The organism is Streptomyces sp. NPDC007856, assembly GCF_042868225.1.
Lineage (GTDB): Bacteria > Actinomycetota > Actinomycetes > Streptomycetales > Streptomycetaceae > Streptomyces.
The window spans coordinates 282,378-300,967 of sequence record NZ_JBIAEC010000006.1 but is presented as its reverse complement, the minus strand read 5'-3'; the positions used below and the strand labels follow the sequence as shown (position 1 = coordinate 300,967).

The 18,590-nt window shown below is 69.4% G+C and carries 20 protein-coding genes; 19 read left to right on the top strand and 1 reads right to left on the bottom strand.

Features of this window, described 5'->3' with window-relative positions:
- Positions 1-13 precede the first annotated feature (13 nt).
- From ACFYOH_RS17290 to prcA, 4 genes are all read left to right on the top strand, one after another.
- Entirely contained in the window at positions 14-232 is a 219-nt protein-coding gene (locus ACFYOH_RS17290; RefSeq protein WP_023551933.1) for a ubiquitin-like protein Pup, read from the top strand.
- A gap of 383 nt (positions 233-615) precedes the next feature.
- The gene (locus ACFYOH_RS17285) at positions 616-849 is read left to right on the top strand and encodes an endonuclease VII domain-containing protein (RefSeq protein WP_388626379.1); all 234 of its coding nucleotides are present in this window, start codon (positions 616-618) and stop codon (positions 847-849) included.
- Positions 801-1,646 (top strand): proteasome subunit beta, encoded by an 846-nt coding sequence (gene prcB, locus ACFYOH_RS17280; protein ID WP_388626378.1) that lies wholly within the window; start codon positions 801-803, stop codon positions 1,644-1,646. Before ACFYOH_RS17285 ends, prcB begins: the two co-directional genes overlap by 49 nt.
- Before the next feature lie 62 nt (positions 1,647-1,708).
- Positions 1,709-2,464 (top strand): proteasome subunit alpha, encoded by a 756-nt coding sequence (gene prcA, locus ACFYOH_RS17275; RefSeq protein WP_388626376.1) that lies wholly within the window; start codon positions 1,709-1,711, stop codon positions 2,462-2,464.
- A gap of 85 nt (positions 2,465-2,549) precedes the next feature.
- On the opposite strand, the gene ACFYOH_RS17270 is transcribed toward prcA, so the two are convergent.
- Positions 2,550-3,566 (bottom strand): LacI family DNA-binding transcriptional regulator, encoded by a 1,017-nt coding sequence (locus ACFYOH_RS17270; protein ID WP_388626375.1) that lies wholly within the window; start codon positions 3,564-3,566, stop codon positions 2,550-2,552.
- A gap of 93 nt (positions 3,567-3,659) precedes the next feature.
- Between ACFYOH_RS17270 and ACFYOH_RS17265 the strand changes: the two genes are divergently transcribed.
- The 15 genes from ACFYOH_RS17265 (at position 3,660) to ACFYOH_RS17195 (ending at position 18,553) form a co-directional block, all read left to right on the top strand.
- Positions 3,660-4,919 carry an MFS transporter gene (locus ACFYOH_RS17265; RefSeq protein ID WP_388626373.1) on the top strand — a complete coding sequence of 420 codons (1,260 nt, stop codon included), beginning with the start codon at positions 3,660-3,662 and terminating at the stop codon, positions 4,917-4,919.
- A gap of 9 nt (positions 4,920-4,928) precedes the next feature.
- Positions 4,929-6,290, top strand: a complete 1,362-nt coding sequence (pafA, locus tag ACFYOH_RS17260) for a Pup--protein ligase (protein WP_055709514.1) — start codon at positions 4,929-4,931, stop codon at positions 6,288-6,290.
- A 145-nt stretch (positions 6,291-6,435) separates the two neighbouring features.
- Positions 6,436-7,437 (top strand): FKBP-type peptidyl-prolyl cis-trans isomerase, encoded by a 1,002-nt coding sequence (locus ACFYOH_RS17255; RefSeq protein ID WP_388626371.1) that lies wholly within the window; start codon positions 6,436-6,438, stop codon positions 7,435-7,437.
- Between the two features lie 111 nt (positions 7,438-7,548).
- Positions 7,549-7,920: an FKBP-type peptidyl-prolyl cis-trans isomerase gene (locus tag ACFYOH_RS17250; RefSeq protein ID WP_228618670.1), complete on the top strand. Its 372-nt coding sequence runs from the start codon at positions 7,549-7,551 to the stop codon at positions 7,918-7,920.
- A gap of 180 nt (positions 7,921-8,100) precedes the next feature.
- Positions 8,101-9,054, top strand: coding sequence for a helix-turn-helix transcriptional regulator (locus ACFYOH_RS17245; RefSeq protein WP_388626369.1), 954 nt, complete (start codon positions 8,101-8,103; stop codon positions 9,052-9,054).
- A gap of 14 nt (positions 9,055-9,068) precedes the next feature.
- Positions 9,069-10,058: a helix-turn-helix transcriptional regulator gene (locus ACFYOH_RS17240; RefSeq protein WP_388626368.1), complete on the top strand. Its 990-nt coding sequence runs from the start codon at positions 9,069-9,071 to the stop codon at positions 10,056-10,058.
- Positions 10,059-10,201: 143 nt separating this feature from the next.
- Positions 10,202-10,462: a hypothetical protein gene (locus ACFYOH_RS17235; RefSeq protein ID WP_388626619.1), complete on the top strand. Its 261-nt coding sequence runs from the start codon at positions 10,202-10,204 to the stop codon at positions 10,460-10,462.
- Between the two features lie 10 nt (positions 10,463-10,472).
- Positions 10,473-10,667 (top strand): hypothetical protein, encoded by a 195-nt coding sequence (locus ACFYOH_RS17230; protein WP_388626366.1) that lies wholly within the window; start codon positions 10,473-10,475, stop codon positions 10,665-10,667.
- Positions 10,668-10,906: 239 nt separating this feature from the next.
- Complete coding sequence (tatA, locus tag ACFYOH_RS17225; protein WP_388626364.1) at positions 10,907-11,191, top strand: Sec-independent protein translocase subunit TatA; 285 nt, start codon at positions 10,907-10,909, stop codon at positions 11,189-11,191.
- 47 nt (positions 11,192-11,238) lie between these two features.
- Positions 11,239-12,183 (top strand): twin-arginine translocase subunit TatC, encoded by a 945-nt coding sequence (gene tatC / locus ACFYOH_RS17220; RefSeq protein WP_388626362.1) that lies wholly within the window; start codon positions 11,239-11,241, stop codon positions 12,181-12,183.
- 84 nt (positions 12,184-12,267) lie between these two features.
- Positions 12,268-15,120, top strand: a complete 2,853-nt coding sequence (locus tag ACFYOH_RS17215) for a DEAD/DEAH box helicase (RefSeq protein WP_388626360.1) — start codon at positions 12,268-12,270, stop codon at positions 15,118-15,120.
- 344 nt (positions 15,121-15,464) lie between these two features.
- Positions 15,465-17,132 (top strand): sensor histidine kinase, encoded by a 1,668-nt coding sequence (locus ACFYOH_RS17210; protein WP_388626358.1) that lies wholly within the window; start codon positions 15,465-15,467, stop codon positions 17,130-17,132.
- Positions 17,129-17,533 carry a roadblock/LC7 domain-containing protein gene (locus ACFYOH_RS17205; RefSeq protein WP_351242683.1) on the top strand — a complete coding sequence of 135 codons (405 nt, stop codon included), beginning with the start codon at positions 17,129-17,131 and terminating at the stop codon, positions 17,531-17,533. The genes ACFYOH_RS17210 and ACFYOH_RS17205 overlap by 4 nt, the downstream gene beginning before the upstream one ends.
- On the top strand, positions 17,530-17,952 hold the full coding sequence (locus ACFYOH_RS17200) for a DUF742 domain-containing protein (protein WP_388626356.1): 423 nt from the start codon (positions 17,530-17,532) through the stop codon (positions 17,950-17,952). Before ACFYOH_RS17205 ends, ACFYOH_RS17200 begins: the two co-directional genes overlap by 4 nt.
- A complete protein-coding gene (locus tag ACFYOH_RS17195; protein WP_388626355.1) occupies positions 17,933-18,553 on the top strand; it encodes an ATP/GTP-binding protein in 621 nt (206 codons plus the stop codon). Before ACFYOH_RS17200 ends, ACFYOH_RS17195 begins: the two co-directional genes overlap by 20 nt.
- Positions 18,554-18,590 lie beyond the last annotated feature (37 nt).

Sequence of the window (18,590 nt, the reverse complement as noted above, 5' to 3'; positions counted from 1 at the left end):
CGGGGTGAGGGTTATGGCAACCAAGGACACCGGCGGCGGCCAGCAGAAGGCCACGCGAGCGACCGAAGAGGTCGAGGAGCAGGCGCAGGACGCGCAGGCTTCGGAGGACCTCAAGGAGCGGCACGAAAAGCTGAGCGACGACGTGGACTCCGTCCTCGATGAAATCGACGATGTCCTCGAGGAGAATGCCGAGGACTTCGTGCGCTCCTTCGTTCAGAAGGGTGGGCAGTAGGGCCCTTTTCCCTTCGAATCGAAGGCGAACGGAGATCGGAAGTGTTGGGGGAGCCGGAAGTGAAGCGCTGCGCGCGGTGTGGAGAGGTCAAGCCGCGCGCAGCCTTCGCGGCCAAGCGAAGCAATCTTGACGGCTTGCAGCACCGTTGCCGCGAGTGTGCGGCTGAGGCCGACCGGAAGCGCCAGCAGGCCATGGGTAGAACAGTTCCGCCGCGCGGAGCTGTCCCAGACGGCCACAAGCACTGTCAGGGCTGTGGAGAGGTCAAGCCGCGCTCCGCCTGGCATCGAGGGAAAGCCTCGCGGTGCAAGGCCTGCCGTGCCGTTGACGACCGCAGGCGCCACCTGAGACGCCAATACGGCCTCACCGAAGCCGAGCGTGACGCGATGATCGCCGCCCAGTACGGCCTCTGCGCGATCTGTCTGACTGCCCCGCCCGCGCATGTGGATCACTGCCACAACACGGGTAGGGTCCGTGGCGTACTGTGCTTCAACTGCAATTCGGCCATCGGCAAGTTGCGTGACGACCCCGAGGCCGCACGCCGAGCCGCCGCCTATCTGGAAGGAAACTTGTGGAAGCCAACTCTCGTGGCACCGGGCGTCTACCAGCTGCCTTCCTGACGCCAGGTTCCTCCTCCTTCATGGACTTCCTGTCCGAGCACCAGCCCGAGATGCTGCCCGGCAACCGGCAGCTGCCGCCCACGCAGGGTGTGATCGAGGCGCCGCACGGCACCACCATCGTCGCCGCGACCTTCCCGGGCGGCGTGGTGCTGGCCGGTGACCGTCGGGCCACCATGGGCAACATCATTGCTCAGCGGGACATCGAGAAGGTGTTCCCGGCGGACGAGTACTCGGCCGTCGGTATCGCCGGCACCGCCGGTCTGGCCGTGGAGATGGTCAAGCTCTTCCAGCTGGAGCTGGAGCACTTCGAGAAGGTCGAGGGTGCGCAGCTGTCGCTGGAGGGCAAGGCGAACCGGCTGTCGACGATGATCCGGTCGAACCTGGGCATGGCGATGCAGGGGCTGGCGGTCGTGCCGCTGTTCGCGGGGTATGACCTGGACCGGGAGAAGGGGCGGATCTTCTCCTACGACGTCACGGGTGGCCGCAGCGAGGAGCACAACTTCGCGGCGACGGGTTCCGGCTCGATCTTCGCTCGTGGTGCGATGAAGAAGTTGTTCCGTGACGACCTGACCGAGGAGCAGGCGATCACGTTGGTGGTGCAGGCTCTCTACGACGCGGCTGACGACGACTCGGCGACCGGTGGTCCCGATGTCGCCCGCCGGATCTACCCGATCGTCACCGTGATCACCGAGGACGGTTTCCGTCGGCTGACGGAGGACGAGTCCTCCGAGATCGCTCGTGCGGTGCTGCAGAAGCGCCTGGAGGAGCCGGACGGCCCGAAGGCCGCCCTGCTCTGAGTGCGGGCCCCGGTTCTTATCAAGGTGATCCAGTGACCATGACAGAAAGGGACGGATAACCGGTGTCGACGCCGTTCTATGTCTCACCCCAGCAGGCCATGGCCGACCGGGCGGAGTACGCCCGGAAGGGCATCGCCCGTGGCCGTAGCCTGGTCGTGCTGCAGTATGCCGACGGCATTGTGTTCGTCGGTGAGAACCCGTCCCGTGCGCTGCACAAGTTCAGCGAGATCTATGACCGGATCGGTTTTGCGGCCGCCGGTAAGTACAACGAGTACGAGAACCTGCGCATCGGTGGTGTTCGTTACGCCGATCTGCGGGGTTACACCTATGACCGTGATGATGTGACCGCTCGTGGTCTGGCGAACGTGTACGCCCAGACGCTTGGCACGATCTTCTCCTCGGCCGCCGAGAAGCCGTACGAGGTGGAGCTGGTCGTGGCGGAGGTGGGGGAGACCCCGGAGGGTGACCAGATCTATCGGCTGCCGCATGACGGGTCGATCGTGGACGAGCACGGCTCGGTCGCGGTGGGTGGCAATGCGGAGCAGATCAGCAGTTTCCTGGAGCAGCGTCACCGTGACGGCATGTCGCTGGCGGAGGCCCTGAAGCTGGCGGTGCAGGCGCTGTCCCGCGACACCAATGGCAGCGAGCGGGAGATTCCCGCGGAGCGTCTTGAGGTGGCGGTGCTGGACCGTACGCGTCCGCAGAAGCGCAAGTTCAAGCGCATCGTCCGCCGTCAGCTGTCCCGTCTGCTGGCGGCGGACGGTGCGGCCACCGAGGCGGAGAGCTCGGAGGAGGAGGACGGCTCCGAGGAGGAGTGACCCGCAGCCCTGATCGCCTGCTCCTGTGTGCCCCGGCCGTTGTCCTGGCCGGGGCACACGGGCGTTCCGGTACCGGCCGGGGAGGCTAGGCGGCGCGTGGCGGGGCTGTGGAGCCGCGTACGACGAGTCGGACGGGGATGTCCCCGCTCTCGGGCTCGCGGCCGTCCAGGACGGCGAGGAGGGCTTGCATGCCGCGTTCGCCGAAGAGTTCGGCGTCGAGGCGTACAGTGGTCAGTTCTGGGTCGATGGCGGTGGCGAGGCCGAGGTCGTCGACGCCGGTGACGGATACGTCGTCGGGGATGCGCAGGCCGAGGCGGCGCAGGGCCTTGTAGGCGCCGGCGGCGAGTTTGTCGTCGTCGCAGACGACGGCGGTGGGTCGGGGTCCGGGTGCGGTGAGTGCGGTCTCGGTGGCGGTCAGGGCGCCTTCGATGGAGATGGGGGCGCGGGCTGTGCGTACCTCCGTCCCGGGTACGGCTGCCATGCGTGCGGCGAGTTCACGCGCGCGTACCTCGAAGGTCCAGGAGGGGACGTCGGCGGCCAGGTGGAGGATGCGGCGGTGGCCGAGGGTGAGCAGGTGGTCGGTGACCTGGCGGATGCCGTCGGTGATGTCCAGGTTGACGGTGGCGGCGCCGAGGCTGCCTTGGGGGTCGCTGTCGAGCATCACCAGGGGGAGTTGGTCGCCGCGGATGGCGGTGAGGGCGTCGGCGGCCATGGAGGAGGCGATGACGCCGTCGAGGGCGGCTTGTGCGGAGGCGAAGGGGTCGCGGGCCGGGCCGATTCCTTCGGGGGAGGGGTAGAGGACGACTCCGAAGCCGTTGTCGGCGGCGACGCGCGCGGCGCCGGTGTAGACGCCGGCGAAGAACTCTGTCGTGAGGGCCGGTACCACGAGCAGGACGGTGCGGGTGTGGCCGAGGCGGAGGTTGCGGGCGGCGAGGTTGGGGCGGTAGCCGAGTTCGCGGGCCGCTTCGCGGACTCGTTCGGCGACGGGTTGGGAGACGCGTCCGCGCCATTTGTCGCCGAGTACGAGGGAGACGGCGGCCTGGGAGACTCCGGCTGCGTGGGCGACGTCGCGGCTGGTCGGGCGCGTGCTGCTGCGTGCCACCGTGGGCCTGCCTTTTCGTGTGGACTCCGAACAGCGCACATGGTACGTATGGGGAGGGGCGTTATACGTAAAACTTGAGGTTGGAGGCGGCGGATGGCCGCGGGTTATCTGGAGATACTCCGGGCGAGGCATGCGCTGCGGCTGCTCACGGGCACCCTGGTGGGCCGGCTGCCGAACGCGACCGCCGCGATCGCCCTGGTGCTGTTCGTGCGTGCCGAGGGCGGCACCTACAGCCTCGCCGGTGCCCTCGCCGCCGTCTATGGTGTCGCGAACGCCGTGGGGCAGCCGGTGCTGGGCCGGCTCGTGGATCTGTACGGCCAGCCGCGCGTCCAGTTGCCGGCGGCGGTCCTCGCGGCCCTGTCCATGGCGGTCTTCGCGTTCTTCGGCACGGATCCGCTGCCGCTGGCGTACGCGGCCGTGGCGGCGGCCGGCCTGTTCGCGCCGCCGCTGGAGGGGGGCCTGCGGGCGCTGTGGCCGTCGGTGCTGCGCCGGGGGGAGCAGGTGCACACGGCGTACGCCATGGACGCGGTCGCGCAGGAGATCATGTTCACGGTGGGGCCGCTGCTGGTGACGCTGTGCGTGTCGCTGTGGGACGAGCGGGCCGCTCTGCTGGTGCTGAACCTGCTGGGGGTGCTGGGTGCGCTCTCCGTGGTCGTGTCGCCGCCCTCGCGCGCGTGGCGGTCGGCGCCGCGTGAGGCGCACTGGCTGGGTGCGCTGCGCTCGCCGGGGCTGCTGGCCCTGCTGAGTGCCTTCCTGTTCGTGGGGATCGCGCTGGGCTCGATCACGGTCGCGTCGGTGTCGTACGCCGACGGTCATGGCGGTGACGCGGTGTACGGCTGGATGATGGCGGGGCTGGGCCTGGGCGCGCTGGCCGGCGGCACCGTGTACGGGGCGCGGCGGTGGGGTGGTTCGCCCGAGCGGCGACTGAGCGTGCTCGTGGCCCTTCTGGCGGTGTGTTATCTGCCTTTGCTGCTGACCCCGGGTGCGCCGGCGATGGTGCTGCTCACGGTGGTCTCGGGGGTGTTTCTCGCGCCGTGTATCGCCTGTGCGTTCATCATCGTGGACCGGCATGCGCCGAGCGGGACGGTCACCGAGGCGTTCTCCTGGCTTGTGACGACGTTCACCGTGGGTGCCTCGGTGGGCACGGGTGTGGCGGGGCCCGTGGTCCAGGCCGGTGGCACGGTGTGGGGGTTCGCGGTTCCGGGGGCGGCGGGAGCCGTGTCGTTGCTGGTGTTGCTCGCCACGGGGCGGGTCCTCGCAGCTCCCGCGCGGGGCGGGGTCGTTGCGTCTTCATCGGAAAATGATCCAAATCGTGCTGTCGAACCCCGTTTCAGCTCAGGGGATCGGGCGTAATGTTCAGTCATGGACCGCCGCATTTTCGGGCTGGAGAACGAGTACGGCGTCACGTGCACGTTCAGGGGACAGCGGCGCCTGTCTCCTGACGAGGTGGCGCGGTACCTCTTCCGCCGTGTCGTGTCATGGGGCCGCAGCAGCAATGTCTTTCTGCGAAACGGCGCCCGGCTCTATCTCGACGTGGGCTCACATCCGGAATACGCGACCCCCGAATGTGACAACGTGATCGAACTGGTCACCCACGACAAGGCCGGCGAGCGCATTCTCGAAGGACTCCTGGTGGACGCGGAACGACGCCTGCACGAGGAGGGAATCGCGGGCGACGTCTACCTGTTCAAGAACAACACCGACTCGGCGGGCAACTCGTACGGCTGCCATGAGAACTATCTGGTGGCCCGGCACGGGGAGTTCTCGCGGCTCGCGGACATCCTCATCCCGTTCCTGGTGACCCGGCAACTGTTGTGCGGTGCGGGCAAGGTGCTGCAGACACCGCGTGGTGCCGTGTACTGCGTGAGTCAGCGCGCGGAGCACATCTGGGAGGGTGTGTCCTCGGCGACGACCCGTTCGAGGCCCATCATCAACACCCGCGACGAGCCGCACGCGGACGCGGAGCGTTATCGCCGACTGCATGTCATCGTCGGTGACTCGAACATGTCCGAGACGACGATGCTGCTGAAGGTCGGCGCGACGGACCTGGTGCTGCGCATGATCGAGGCGGGCACCGTGATGCGCGACCTCACGCTGGAGAACCCGATCCGGGCGATCCGTGAGGTCAGCCATGACATCACGGGCCGGCGCAAGGTGCGACTGGCCAGCGGCCGGGAGGCCTCCGCGCTGGAGGTGCAGCGGGAGTACTTCGACAAGGCCGTGGACTTCTGTGACCGGCGGGGCATCCGTACCGGTACGGTCGCGCAGGTCCTGGAGCTGTGGGGCCGCACCCTGGACGCGATCGAGACCGAGGAACTGGACCGGATCGCCACCGAGATCGACTGGGTGATGAAGTACAAGCTCATCGAGCGGTACCGGGCCAAGAACAACATGACGATGTCGCATCCGCGGGTCGCGCAGATAGACCTCGCCTACCACGACATCCATCGTCGTCGTGGCCTGTACTACCTGCTGGAGAAGAAGGGTCAGGCGGCCCGGGTCTGCAACGACTTGAAGATCTTCGAGGGCAAGTCGGTCCCGCCGCAGACGACTCGGGCGCGGCTGCGCGGTGACTTCATCCGGCGGGCACAGGAACAGCGCAGGGACTTCACGGTCGACTGGGTGCATCTGAAGCTCAACGACCAGGCGCAGCGCACGGTGTTGTGCAAGGACCCGTTCCGTTCGGTGGACGACCGGGTGGAGAAGCTGATCGCCGGGATGTAGCGGACAAGCGGGTGAGTCAAGCGTTTCGGGTGGTGAAATGCCGGAACGCCACACGGGCGCCGTACGTTTCCCGTACGGCGCCCTTCTCGCGTCGTAGAGTTGCGCGCACGCCATCCGCAAGATCGATCGATTACGAGGCTCTCCCGTGCGCCGACGTTCACTTCTCCTCGCCGCCGTTCCCGCAGGACTGGTCACGCTCGCCGGATGCGGTGACGGCAAGTCCGGCTCCAGCAAGGCCAGTGTCTCGCCGTCGCCGTCGGTGTCCACGGTGCCTCCGCCGAAGATCGTGGACGGGCCGTTGCCGGCGATCACGGCGGGCACCAAGTTCGGTGAGAAGCCGACCGTGGCCAAGGGGCCGGGCGAGCCGTCGGAGAACCTGACGGTGAAGACGGTGATCGCGGGCGGTGGGCGTACGGTCGCGGAGAACGACTTCGTCCAGGCGAACTATCTGGGTCAGATCTGGAACACGGGCAAGGTCTTCGACAACTCCTACGACCGCAAGAGCCCGCTGGTCATTCAACTCGCCCAGGGCAGCAGCATCGACGGCTGGCGGTACGGGCTGGCGGGCAAGAAGGCCGGCAGCCGTGTCCTGATGGCGGTGCCGCCCACCTGGGGCTACGGCAAGTCGGGTGAACCGCAGGCGGGCATCAAGGGCACCGACACGATGGTCTTCGTCGTCGACCTGATCGATGTCTTCAACTCCAAGAGCTCCTCCCAGGGCAAGCCGGTCCCGCAGACCGACACGGCGCTGCCGGAGGTCGCCACGAACACCGACGGCAAGGTTCCCAAGGTCACCATCCGGCAGCCGCACCCGCCGAAGAAGCTCGTGTCCACCTATGTCCTGGAGGGCGACGGCCCCGAGCTCAAGGCGGACCAGACGGTCCTGTGCCAGTTCCAGGGGCTGGTCTGGGAGAGCGGCAAGACCTTCGAGCGGACGTACGGCTCGGGGCGGCTGAGCCAGTTCTCGCTGGCGCAGATCCAGCAGGTGGTCCCGGGCCTGGCGCAGGGCCTGACCGGCAAGAAGGTGGGCAGCCGCGTGCTGGTCGTCGTACCGCCGGGGCTGGGCTACGCCACCACTCCGCCCGGCGGGGTCATCAAGAAGGACTCCACACTCGTCTACACGGTGGACATCCTCGCGGCGATGTAGCCGGTGGTGTCCGTGGCCCGTGGGGACGCCGGTGGTCCGTGGCGGGCTTCGGGGCTGCCGAGATGAAAGACTGTCCACGTTTCGTGTCGTACACAAGCAGGAGCTTTTGACGTGAGCATCGAGAAGCCCGAGATCGACTTCCCTGGTGGCGAGCCCCCGGCGGACCTCGAGATCAAGGACATCTGGGAGGGCGACGGGCCGGTGGCGCAGGCGGGTCAGACCGTCACCGTCCACTACGTGGGTGTCGCCTTCAGCACCGGCGAGGAGTTCGACGCCAGCTGGAACCGTGGCACTCCGTTCCGCTTCCCGCTGGGTGCGGGCCGGGTCATCGCGGGCTGGGACCGGGGCGTGCAGGGCATGAAGGTCGGCGGCCGTCGCCAGCTGACCATCCCCGCCCACCTCGCCTACGGCAACCAGAGCCCGACCCCGGCGATCAAGCCCGGCGAGACGCTGATCTTCGTGGTGGACCTGCTGGGCGTCTGATCCCCGCCCGGTCCCCTGTGATCCACACGTGATCCACACCTGATCGACCGGTCGTGTCCGACCGGTTCCGATCACCTGGGGCCCATGCCTGTTCGGGCATGGGCCCTCGGCTTTTGTCACTGCACCCGGGAGCGGTACGGTCATCGGTCGGAAGCACCATAGGAAGGGCGAAGGGCGTCGATGGCCATTGCCAAGGCCGAGCGGCTGATGAACCTCGCGCTGTGTCTGCTCGGCACACGGCGGCCTCTCAGCAAGCGCGAGCTGCGGGAGTCCATCGAGGCCTACCTGGAGGCGGGCTCCGACGACTCCTTCAACCGGATGTTCGAGCGGGACAAGGACGATCTGCGCGAGCTGGGCCTGGTCATCGCGACCGTGGAGAACGTCGACGGCGAGGTCGGCTACCTAGCCCGCCGCGACAGCAACCGGCTGCCGCCCATCACCCTGGACGCCGAGGAGGCCGCGGCGCTCGGTCTCGCCGCGAAGGTGTGGCAGCAGGCCCGTCTCGCCGGCGCGGCCAGCGGTGCCCTGCAGAAGCTGCGCGCCGCAGGCCTCCCCGAGGACGTCGACCCGTACGAGGCGCACGGCGCGCTGGAGCCGCGCATCCCGGTGCACGAGGCCGCCTTCGAGCCGCTGATGCTGGCCTGCCGGGACCGCCGCCCGGTCGTCTTCGACTACCGCAAGGCCTCCGCGGCCCGCCCCGAGCCCCGGCATGTGGAGCCGTGGGCGCTGGAGTGCTGGCGCGGGCACTGGTACCTGGCCGGTTTCGACCGGGACCGGGGTGCCGAGCGTGTCTTCCGGCTGTCCCGGATCACCGGCCGGGTCCGCTCGCGCGGTACGGGCTTCACCGCGCCCGTGCCCGATGTCGTCACCGTGCGCGAGACGGTGGCGAGCTGGGCGGGGGAGATCGCCGACGGTACGGCGCTGATCCGGCTGCGTTCCGGGGCCGGTTACCCCCTTCGGGCGAAGGCCACCATGGTGCGGGAACTCGGCGACGGCTGGGACGAGTTGGAGATTCCGTACGGGCACGGCCTGGACGCCTGGCTGGTGGAGTTCGGGCCGGACGTGGTGGTTCTGGAGCCGGCCGAGCTGCGCGCGGACGTGGTGGACCGGCTGCGTGCCGTGGCCAAGGGCTGAGGGGGAGCAGAACTGTGGCAGGCAAACCGGTCAGGCCCGTGAACGCCATCGACCAGACCCGGCGGATGCTCTCCCTGGTGACCTATCTCCGGGAGCGCCCCGGCGCCCGGATCGCGGACGTCGCGCGTGCCTTCGGCATCACCGAGGACGAGCTGGTCGCCGACCTCGATCTGCTGCCCATGTGCGGCACCAGCTTCCGCGGCGGTGATCTGCTGGACATCGACACCGACGGCGAGCGCATCTGGTGGCACAACCCGGCGGCGCTCGGCGAGGAGGCGGCCGAGCCGCTCAGACTGGCCGCCGACGAGGCCACCGCGCTGCTGGTGGCCGCCCGCGCGGTGTCGACCCTGCCGGGCCTGCGCGAGGGCGACCGTCAAGCGCTGCTGCGGGCCACCGCCAAGGTGGAGGCCGCCGCCGGTGAGGCGGCCGGCGCCAGCGCCCGGCTGTCGGTGACCTTCGAGTCCGAGGGCGGGGTCTTCGCCGACGTCGACCGGGCGATCTCCGAGCGCCGCCGGCTGTGGATCCGCTACTACTCCCCGGCCCGCGACGAGGTCACCGAGCGTGAGATCGACCCGATCCGCCTGGTCAGCGTCGGCCACACCTATGTGGAGGCCTGGTGCCGCCGCTCCGAGGCCCGGCGCACCTTCCGGCTCGACCGGGTCGCGGAGATCAGGATCCTGGACGAGCCGTCCGCGCCGCCCGAGGTGGAGCTGCGCGACCTCTCCGAGGCCCTGGTGCAGCCGGCCGCCGAGGACCCCGAGGTGGTGGTCGAGGTCGGCCCGGGAGGCCGCTGGGTGGCCGAGTACTACCCGCACGACAGCGCCGATGAGCTTCCCGACGGCGGGCTCCGTATCACTTTGCGCACCCCCGATCCGGCCTCCCTGCGTCGCCTGGCACTGCGCCTCGGCCGCGACGGCCGGATCGTCTCCCCACCGGAGCTGGCCGACAGCGCCCGCAGAGCGGCGGCGGAGGCGCTGGCGGCGTACGACACGGCGTCGCAGTGAGGCAGCGCCCCCGAGGGCGCAGAGCTGTGTCGGACATGCGGCTTTGCCGCGTGGGCGCAGCCACGACGGCGTCGCGGGCGAAGCCGGCGATCGCTGCACGACCAGAAGAAGGAGCGAGGGCTGTGAGCGAGCGTGCGGGTGAGATGACGGTGGCGGCCGCCTTCGCCGGGATGCGGAGAGTGGTCCCCGTGGTGTTCAAGGCGGGCTGTCCCGACTGCCGGGGCCGCTTCGAGCTCGCCGCGAGCGCGCTGCGCCTGGCCATCGGCGCCACCAGCCGGACGACGTTCTACTCCTTCACCTGCCCCGAGTGCGGGGCCGCCGTCCGCAAGCCCGCCGGGGAGCGCATCGTCGAGCTGCTCACCGGTGGCGGGGTGCGCACGCTGCGGCTGCACAGCACCGTCTAGTCTCGACGTCATGTTCTGGCCGATGTTCGCGGTAGCGATGGGTTTCCTGGGTCTCGCGGTGCTGGGGGTGCTCGCCGTCCGGGTCTTCCTGGAGGCCCGGCGTCTCGGGCAGCAGGTCGCGGACTCCGCGCGCCGGATCAGCAGGGCGGCCGAGGATCTGGAGCGGGCCGCGGTCAGCGCGGCCTCTGCGGTGGACGCGCTGTAATACCCGCAGGACCGTGCGCTTTGGGTCACTTCGCCCTGTCACCCGACCGGCCCGTCCAGGTACGCTGGTGATCGCGGCCCGGATGACAAGGCGCGGTCCGCAGAGGGAGCGGTAGTACGCACGGGGATTGTCCTGTGTTCACCCCCGGGCGTTACGATCGCTGCCAGCACGATGCTCGGACACATGTCCGACCGGCCGGACACAGCCCGCCGCCCCGCCTCAGTGAGAAGGTGAAGACTATGTTCCGCAACGCACTTGAGCCGTGGCACCTGGTGCTCCTGGTTCTGGTGATCGTTCTCGTGTTCGGCTCGAAGAAGCTTCCGGACATGGCGCGCTCGCTCGGCAAGTCCGCGCGCATCCTCAAGAGCGAGGCCAAGGCGATGAAGGACGAGGGCAAGCAGCCCGCCACCTCTGCCCAGCCCGCCGAGGAGCAGTCCCCGGCTCAGCGCACGATCCAGGCCGCGCCCGGCGATGTGACCAGCTCCCGGCCGGTCAACGAGCCGACGGACACGACCCAGCGCTGACGCGAGGACCGGGGCATCCGGTCCGCTGCACGAGATGAGGATGTGGGTTGCCCAAGTCTGCCCGCAACAAGGAGAAGGATCCCGAGGGGCGGATGCCGCTCGCGGATCACTTGCGTGAGCTGCGCAACCGGCTCGCGAAGGGCGTCCTGGCGATCGTCGTTGTCGCGGTGATCTCGGCCTTCTTCTACAAGGACATCATCAACTTCATCACCCGGCCGGTGCTCGACTCGGTCGGCTGCGGGCAGACCTTCGGGCAGCTGGTCAAGACCAAGAACGCCCACTGCGCGCACATCACGGTCAGCGGTCTGCTGGGGCCGTTCACTCTGGCCCTGAAGACCGCGCTGACGGCCGGCGTCGTGCTGGCGGCGCCGGTCTGGCTCTACCAGCTGTGGGCGTTCGTCGCACCGGGCCTGCACCGGCACGAGAAGAAGTACGCCTACGCGTTCGTCGGTCTCGGTTTCCCGCTCTTCCTGGTCGGCGGCTACCTCGCCTACCACGTGCTGCCCGTGACGGCGAAGTTCCTGGTCGACCTCACGCCGAGCGGTACGGAGAACCTGCTCCCGCTGGACGAGCTCCTCGACCTGGTCACGCGCATGGTGGTCGTGTTCGGCCTCGCCTTCGAGATGCCGTTGCTGCTGGTGATGCTCAACCTCACCGGCATCCTGTCCGGCCGGCGGATGCTCGGCTGGTGGCGCGGCATGATCGTCGGCATCGCCGCCTTCGCGGCCGTGGCCACGCCCAGCCCCGACCCGGGCACGATGCTGGCGCTGGCGGCGCCGATCTGGGGACTGTTCTTCATCGCTGTGGGCTTCTCGCTGCTCAACGACCGCCGCCGGGCCCGACGCGAGGCGGAGGGCCCCGCCGACGACGAGGCCTCCGAGCTGGACCTCACCCCCGAGGACATCGGCGAGATCGAGCCCGTCGCGGCCAGCCGGGCGCTGCCCGAGCAGACGGGCACGGACCGGGTCAACGGCTACGACGACGTGACCTGAGCCGCCGCACCACAACCGCGCCGGATGCCCCCGCCCCCAGGGTCGGGGGCATCCGGCTTTGCCGATCAGCGCACGTTCCGGATAATGATCGTCCTGTTGTCAGTGGGGCCCGGTACGCTCGAAAGCACGATGACAGAGGACCTCTCTCCGGCCGAGCGGTACGCGGCAGCCCGCAGGCGGGCAGCCGAGCAGGCCACCGCGCTCGCGTCCTTCCGCGAGATGTACGACTTCGGCCTCGACCCCTTCCAGATCGAGGCCTGCCAGGCACTCGAGGAGGGAAAGGGCGTACTGGTGGCCGCCCCCACCGGCTCGGGCAAGACGATCGTGGGCGAGTTCGCCGTCCACCTCGCCCTGCAGCAGGGCAAGAAGTGCTTCTACACGACACCCATCAAGGCGCTGTCGAACCAGAAGTACGCCGACCTGTGCCGCCGCTACGGCACCGGCAAGGTCGGCCTGCTCACCGGCGACAACAGCGTGAACTCCGACGCCCCGGTGGTAGTGATGACCACCGAGGTCCTGCGGAACATGCTCTACGCCGGCTCCCAGAGCCTCCTCGGCCTCGGCTACGTGGTCATGGACGAGGTGCACTACCTCTCCGACCGCTTCCGCGGCGCCGTCTGGGAAGAGGTGATCATCCACCTGCCCGAGTCGGTGACCCTGGTGTCACTGTCGGCGACCGTCTCCAACGCCGAGGAGTTCGGCGACTGGCTGGACACGGTCCGCGGCGACACCGAGGTGATCGTCTCCGAGCACCGGCCCGTGCCGCTGTTCCAGCACGTCCTCGCCGGGCGGCGGATGTACGACCTGTTCGAGGAGGGCGAGGGCCACAAGAAGGCCGTCAACCCCGACCTCGCCCGCCTCGCCCGCATGGAGGCGACCCGGCCGTCGTACCAGGACCGCAGACGCGGCCGTGCGATGCGCGAGGCCGACCGGGAGCGGGAGCGCAGACAGCGCTCGCGGGTATGGACACCGGGCCGGCCCGAGGTCATCGAGCGCCTGGACTCCGAGGGCCTGCTCCCGGCCATCACGTTCATCTTCAGCCGCGCCGCATGCGAGGCAGCCGTCCAGCAGTGCCTGTACGCGGGCCTGCGGCTGAACGACGAGGAGGCGCGGGAACAGGTCCGCGCCCTGGTCGAGGAGCGCACCGCCCACATCGCGCCGGAGGATCTGCACGTCCTTGGGTACTACGAGTGGCTGGAGGGCCTGGAGCGCGGTATCGCCGCCCACCACGCGGGCATGCTGCCGACCTTCAAGGAGGTCGTCGAGGAGCTGTTCGTCCGCGGCCTGGTCAAGGCGGTGTTCGCGACCGAGACCCTCGCCCTCGGCATCAACATGCCCGCCCGCTCGGTGGTGCTGGAGAAGCTCGTCAAGTGGAACGGCGAGCAGCACGCCGACATCACGCCGGGCGAGTACACCCAGCTGACCGGCCGCGCCGGCCGCCGGGGCATCGACATCGAGGGCCATGCGGTCGTGCTGTGGCAGCGCGGCATGAGCCCCGAGCACCTGGCCGGTCTCGCGGGCACGCGCACGTACCCGCTGCGCTCCAGCTTCAAGCCGTCGTACAACATGGCGGTCAACCTGGTCGAGCAGTTCGGCCGGCACCGCTCGCGCGAGCTGCTGGAGACCTCCTTCGCGCAGTTCCAGGCCGACAAGTCGGTCGTCGGGATCTCCCGCCAGGTGCAGCGCAACGAGGAGGGCCTGGCCGGCTACAAGGCCTCCATGACCTGCCACCTCGGCGACTTCGAGGAGTACGCGCGCCTGCGCCGCGAGCTGAAGGACCGCGAGACCGAGCTGGCCCGGCAGGGCGCCAACCAGCGGCGCGCCGAGGCAGCCAGCGCCCTGGAGCGGCTCAGGCCGGGCGACGTCATCCACGTCCCCACGGGCAAGTACGCCGGCCTGGCCCTGGTGCTGGACCCCGGCCTGCCCGCCGGCCGGTCCAACGGCCACCGCGGCCTCGACCACCTCGACGGCCCGCGCCCGCTGGTGCTGACCGCCGAACGTCAGGTCAAGCGGCTGGCGTCGATGGACTTCCCGGTGCCGGTCGAGCCGCTGGACCGGATGCGGATCCCGAAGTCCTTCAACCCGCGCTCGCCGCAGTCCCGCAGGGACCTCGCCTCCGCGCTGCGCACCAAGGCCGGGCACATCCCGCCGGAGCGTGCCCGCAAGAAGCGTTCGCAGGCCGCGGACGACCGCGAGATCGCCCGCCTGCGGACCGCGATCCGCGCGCATCCCTGCCACGGCTGCAACGACCGTGAGGACCACGCCCGTTGGGCCGAGCGCTACCACCGGCTGCTGCGTGACACCTCGCAGCTGGAGCGCCGCATCGAGGGCCGTACGAACACCATCGCGCGGACCTTCGACCGGATCGTGGCCCTGCTGACCGAGCTGGACTATCTGCGCGCCGACGAGGTCACCGAACACGGCAAGCGCCTGGCCCGGCTGTACGGCGAACTGGACCTGCTGGCCAGCGAATGCCTGCGCGAGCGGGTCTGGGAGGGGCTCAGCCCCGCCGAACTCGCCGCCTGCGTCTCGGCGTTGGTGTACGAGGCACGGGTCGGCGACGATGCGATGGCGCCCAAGCTGCCCTCGGGCAAGGCCAAGGCGGCGCTCGGTGAGATGGTCCGGATCTGGGGCCGGCTGGACGCTCTGGAGGAGGAGTTCCGGATCAACCAGACCGAGGGCGTCGGGCAGCGTGAGCCGGACCTCGGCTTCGCCTGGGCGGCGTACATGTGGGCCTCGGGCAAGGGGCTCGACGAGGTGCTGCGCGAGGCGGACATGCCCGCGGGAGACTTCGTGCGCTGGTGCAAGCAGGTCATCGACGTGCTGGGCCAGGTCTCCGCGGCGGCCCCCTTCGAGGGCTCGACCGTGGCGAAGGCCGCGCGCAAGGCCGTTGACCAGTTGCTGCGGGGAGTCGTCGCCTACTCGTCGGTCGGGTGATCTCCGGTTCGCCGGAGCGGACGACTGCATTGGGGGCCCTTTCGGGCCCCCATTCGCCTATCACGGTGAGTCACTTTCGCACGCCTGTACGCCGTGACCGAACGTGTTCGAATACGTGCTGAGCGTGCAAATGGAGCGAGCGTACTCCTGTCGCACGGGCGATTTCAGGTGCTTGCTGAATATGACACGGCGATGATCCGGTCGGACTAAGCTCGCCCGCGGCGCAGCGAGTTGAGGTGAATTCGTGCGCCTGTTCCCAATCATGCGATAGATCCCGACAGTTCCATGAACCTTCCCCGCAAAAGCTCCCCCGACACCCAGCCGATTCATCCCAGAAGGCATCCATGGTGAGTGTTCAGAAGCCTCCCGGTGGCCGTGAACGGCCTTACGCTCGCGTGCTGTTGCCGCCGGCCATATTGATGGTCGCCGCGACCGGTGCGGCCATCGCCCTGGGGCCGGCGTCGGCCCGGATCGTCGTCGGCGTGGTCGGGGCCGTGGCCCTGCTGCTGGTCCTCGTCACAGGCGCGGAGGCCGCCCGCCGTGGCCGCAGACTCCGCGAGGAACAGGCCGAGCACGCCCGTCACACCGCGTATCTGGAGCACCGGCTCGCCGCCCACGACGAACTGATCGGGCGCTTCGCGAGCGACATCATCCCGCACGGCCATCTGCGGCTGCGGGCCGGAGAACCGCTGCGGGACGTGATGGTCAACGGCTACGACGTCGACCCCGGACTGCGCAGCCTGCCCGACTCCTACCGGGAGATGTTCCGCGCCGCGATGCGCGGAGCCGAGCGCGAGATCATCATGCGTGACGCCACCGAGCAGTCGTTCGTGAGCGTCGCCCGCCGCGTCCAGGCGATCGTCCACCAGCAGTCCAACGAACTGCGGGAGATGGAGGAGGACCACGGCCGCAACCCCGAGGTCTTCGACGACCTGCTGCGCATCGACCACGGCACCTCGCTCATCGGCCGGCTCGCCGACACCATCTCCGTCCTCGGCGGTGGTCGTCCCGGCCGCCAGTGGCCGCTGCCGGTCTCCCTCTACAGCACGCTGCGCGGTGCCATGTCGCGCATCCTGGAGTACCGCCGCATCCAGCTGAACTCCATCGTCAACATCAACATCAAGGGCACCTCCGTCGAGCCGGTCATCCACGCCGCCGCCGAGCTCTTCGACAACGCCACCCGCTACTCGCCGCCCACGGCCAAGGTGCACGTCACCGCCACCGAGGTGCAGACCGGCATCGTCATCGAGATCGAGGACGCCGGGGTCAGCCTCACCGAGGAGTCCCGCGCCCGCATCGAGAAGATGATCGAGGACGCCAAGAACCTCGACGACGCCCACAACCTCGGCGACAACCCGCGCCTCGGCCTCGCGGTCGTCGGCCGCCTGTGCAAGATGTTCGACATGGAGGTCTCGCTGCGGGCCTCCGCCTACGGCGGTTGCCGCGCGATCCTCGTCGTGCCGCGCGTGATGACGACCACCGAGCCCGGTGTCGGCGCCGCCCACGGCATCGGTGCCACCGGCACCCCCATTCCCGCGCTCGGCGCGGTCGAGGGACCCAAGCGCCCGCCGAAGCGGCGCCGCCCCACCAGTCCCAAGATCCCGGCCGGGATCTCCATGGAGGACGACGTCCCGGTGGTCACCGAGTGGACGGCGGGCGGCCTGCCGCAGCGCCGCAGCCGGATGAAGACCCCGATCAGCCAGCGCTTCGCCGAGCAGGCCGAGATCGAGCAGGCCGAGCGCGAGGGCAGGCCCACCATCTGGTCGCAGCCCAAGCCGGAACCGGAGCCCGAGATCGACCCCGTGCGCAAGAAGCTCATGGAGCGGCCGCTCGGCCAGGGGATCGAGGACTTCTGGAACGGCCTGCGCAAGGGCATGCCCGAGGGCGCCACCGGGCCCGAGCTGACCGACTTCACGAGGCACCCGGAAAAGTACGTGCACCTGCTCAACGACTATGCGGACGAGCCCGTCGAGGGCACCACCGAGGCCGACGACGAGGGGGACCTCAAGTGATCCAGCAGCGAGGCAACATCGACTGGATGCTCAAGCAGCTCAACGACGGCGTGCCGGGCATCGAGATGATCGTGGTCCTCTCCGCGGACGGACTGCGCATCGCCCGCTACGGCGGCGACCCCGACGCCGCCGACCGGGTGGCCGCCGCCTGCGCGGGCGTGCAGAGCCTGGCCGGCGCCATCATCAAGGAACTCCCCGGCGCCGGCGACATGCAGGTCGTCGTCTTCGAGATCGACGGCGGCTACTTCTACCTCATGAACGCCGGCGACAACGCCTACCTCGCCGTACTCGCCGACGTCACCTGCGAACCGGGCCGGATGAGCGGCATGATGCGCGACCTGGTCGTCCGGATCGGAGCCCACCTCACCAGTCCGCCCCGGCGGAACGGGCAGACCGTATGACTCCTCCACGACGCAAACGGCGCGAGCCGAAGCCCCCACCGCCTCCACACCCGCAGCCACCGGCACCGGGGCCGGCCGACGGCGAGGCCGAGCCCAAGAATCCCGAACGGCTGTACACCGTCGCCGGATCCGAGGACGGCGCACGCGCCGAGCTCGACCTCGTGACGTTGATCGTGGCGCGCGACGCGCCGCACATGGCCGCCTCACCGGAGCAGGCCGCCGTCCTGCGGCTGTGTGCCAACCCCCTGTCCGTGGCCGAGCTCTCGGCCTACCTGAATCTGCCGTTCAGCGCGATGACCGTCCTGATCACCGAGCTGATCACGGCCGAACTGGTGCAGGTGCGCGCCCCGATCGTCCGCCGGGCGCTCCCCGACCGTTCACTCCTCGAAGCGGTGATGCATGGACTTCAACGGCTCTGACACCATCCCCGGACCACGCACCGAGGATCATCTGCCGCACACGGCCGAGACCGCGGTGAAGATCGTGATCGTGGGCGGCTTCGGCGTCGGCAAGACCACCATGGTCGGTTCCGTCAGCGACATCAGACCGCTGACCACCGAGGAGACCATGACCCAGGCCGGCATCGGCGTGGACGACAACTACGGTTCCGAGTCCAAGACGGCCACCACCGTGGCCATGGACTTCGGCCGCATCAGCATCACCGACAAGCTGGTGCTCTACCTCTTCGGCACCCCCGGCCAGGAACGCTTCTGGTTCCTGTGGAACGGGCTGTTCGAGGGCGCGCTCGGCGCGGTCGTCCTCGTCGACACCCGGCGTCTCGAGGTCAGCTTCGACGTCATGGGCCGGCTGGAGGAGCGCGGCGTGCCCTTCGTCGTCGCCGTCAACTCCTTCCCCGACGCGCCCCGTTACCCCGTGGAGGAACTGCGCACCGCGCTCGACCTGACCCCGGAGATCCCGATCATGGAGTGCGACGTACGCCGGCGGGCCTCCAGCAAGGACGTGCTGATGACCCTGATGCGCTTCCTGCACTCGATCGCCCTGTCCCGCGCCCTGATCTGATCCCCGGCCGACCGACCCCCACCCCCTTTCGTTCCGG

What these genes read in the sequence shown, in the direction of transcription:
- ACFYOH_RS17290 (WP_023551933.1), top strand. Translation starts at nt 14, where the DNA reads ATGGCAACCAAGGACACCGGCGGCGGCCAGCAGAAGGCCACGCGAGCG.
- ACFYOH_RS17285 (WP_388626379.1), top strand. Translation starts at nt 616, where the DNA reads ATGATCGCCGCCCAGTACGGCCTCTGCGCGATCTGTCTGACTGCCCCG.
- ACFYOH_RS17265 (WP_388626373.1), top strand. Translation starts at nt 3,660, where the DNA reads ATGGCCGCGGGTTATCTGGAGATACTCCGGGCGAGGCATGCGCTGCGG.
- pafA (WP_055709514.1), top strand. Translation starts at nt 4,929, where the DNA reads ATGGACCGCCGCATTTTCGGGCTGGAGAACGAGTACGGCGTCACGTGC.
- ACFYOH_RS17245 (WP_388626369.1), top strand. Translation starts at nt 8,101, where the DNA reads ATGGCCATTGCCAAGGCCGAGCGGCTGATGAACCTCGCGCTGTGTCTG.
- ACFYOH_RS17235 (WP_388626619.1), top strand. Translation starts at nt 10,202, where the DNA reads ATGACGGTGGCGGCCGCCTTCGCCGGGATGCGGAGAGTGGTCCCCGTG.
- ACFYOH_RS17230 (WP_388626366.1), top strand. Translation starts at nt 10,473, where the DNA reads ATGTTCTGGCCGATGTTCGCGGTAGCGATGGGTTTCCTGGGTCTCGCG.
- tatA (WP_388626364.1), top strand. Translation starts at nt 10,907, where the DNA reads ATGTTCCGCAACGCACTTGAGCCGTGGCACCTGGTGCTCCTGGTTCTG.
- ACFYOH_RS17215 (WP_388626360.1), top strand. Translation starts at nt 12,268, where the DNA reads ATGATCGTCCTGTTGTCAGTGGGGCCCGGTACGCTCGAAAGCACGATG.
- ACFYOH_RS17210 (WP_388626358.1), top strand. Translation starts at nt 15,465, where the DNA reads ATGGTGAGTGTTCAGAAGCCTCCCGGTGGCCGTGAACGGCCTTACGCT.
- ACFYOH_RS17200 (WP_388626356.1), top strand. Translation starts at nt 17,530, where the DNA reads ATGACTCCTCCACGACGCAAACGGCGCGAGCCGAAGCCCCCACCGCCT.
- ACFYOH_RS17195 (WP_388626355.1), top strand. Translation starts at nt 17,933, where the DNA reads ATGGACTTCAACGGCTCTGACACCATCCCCGGACCACGCACCGAGGAT.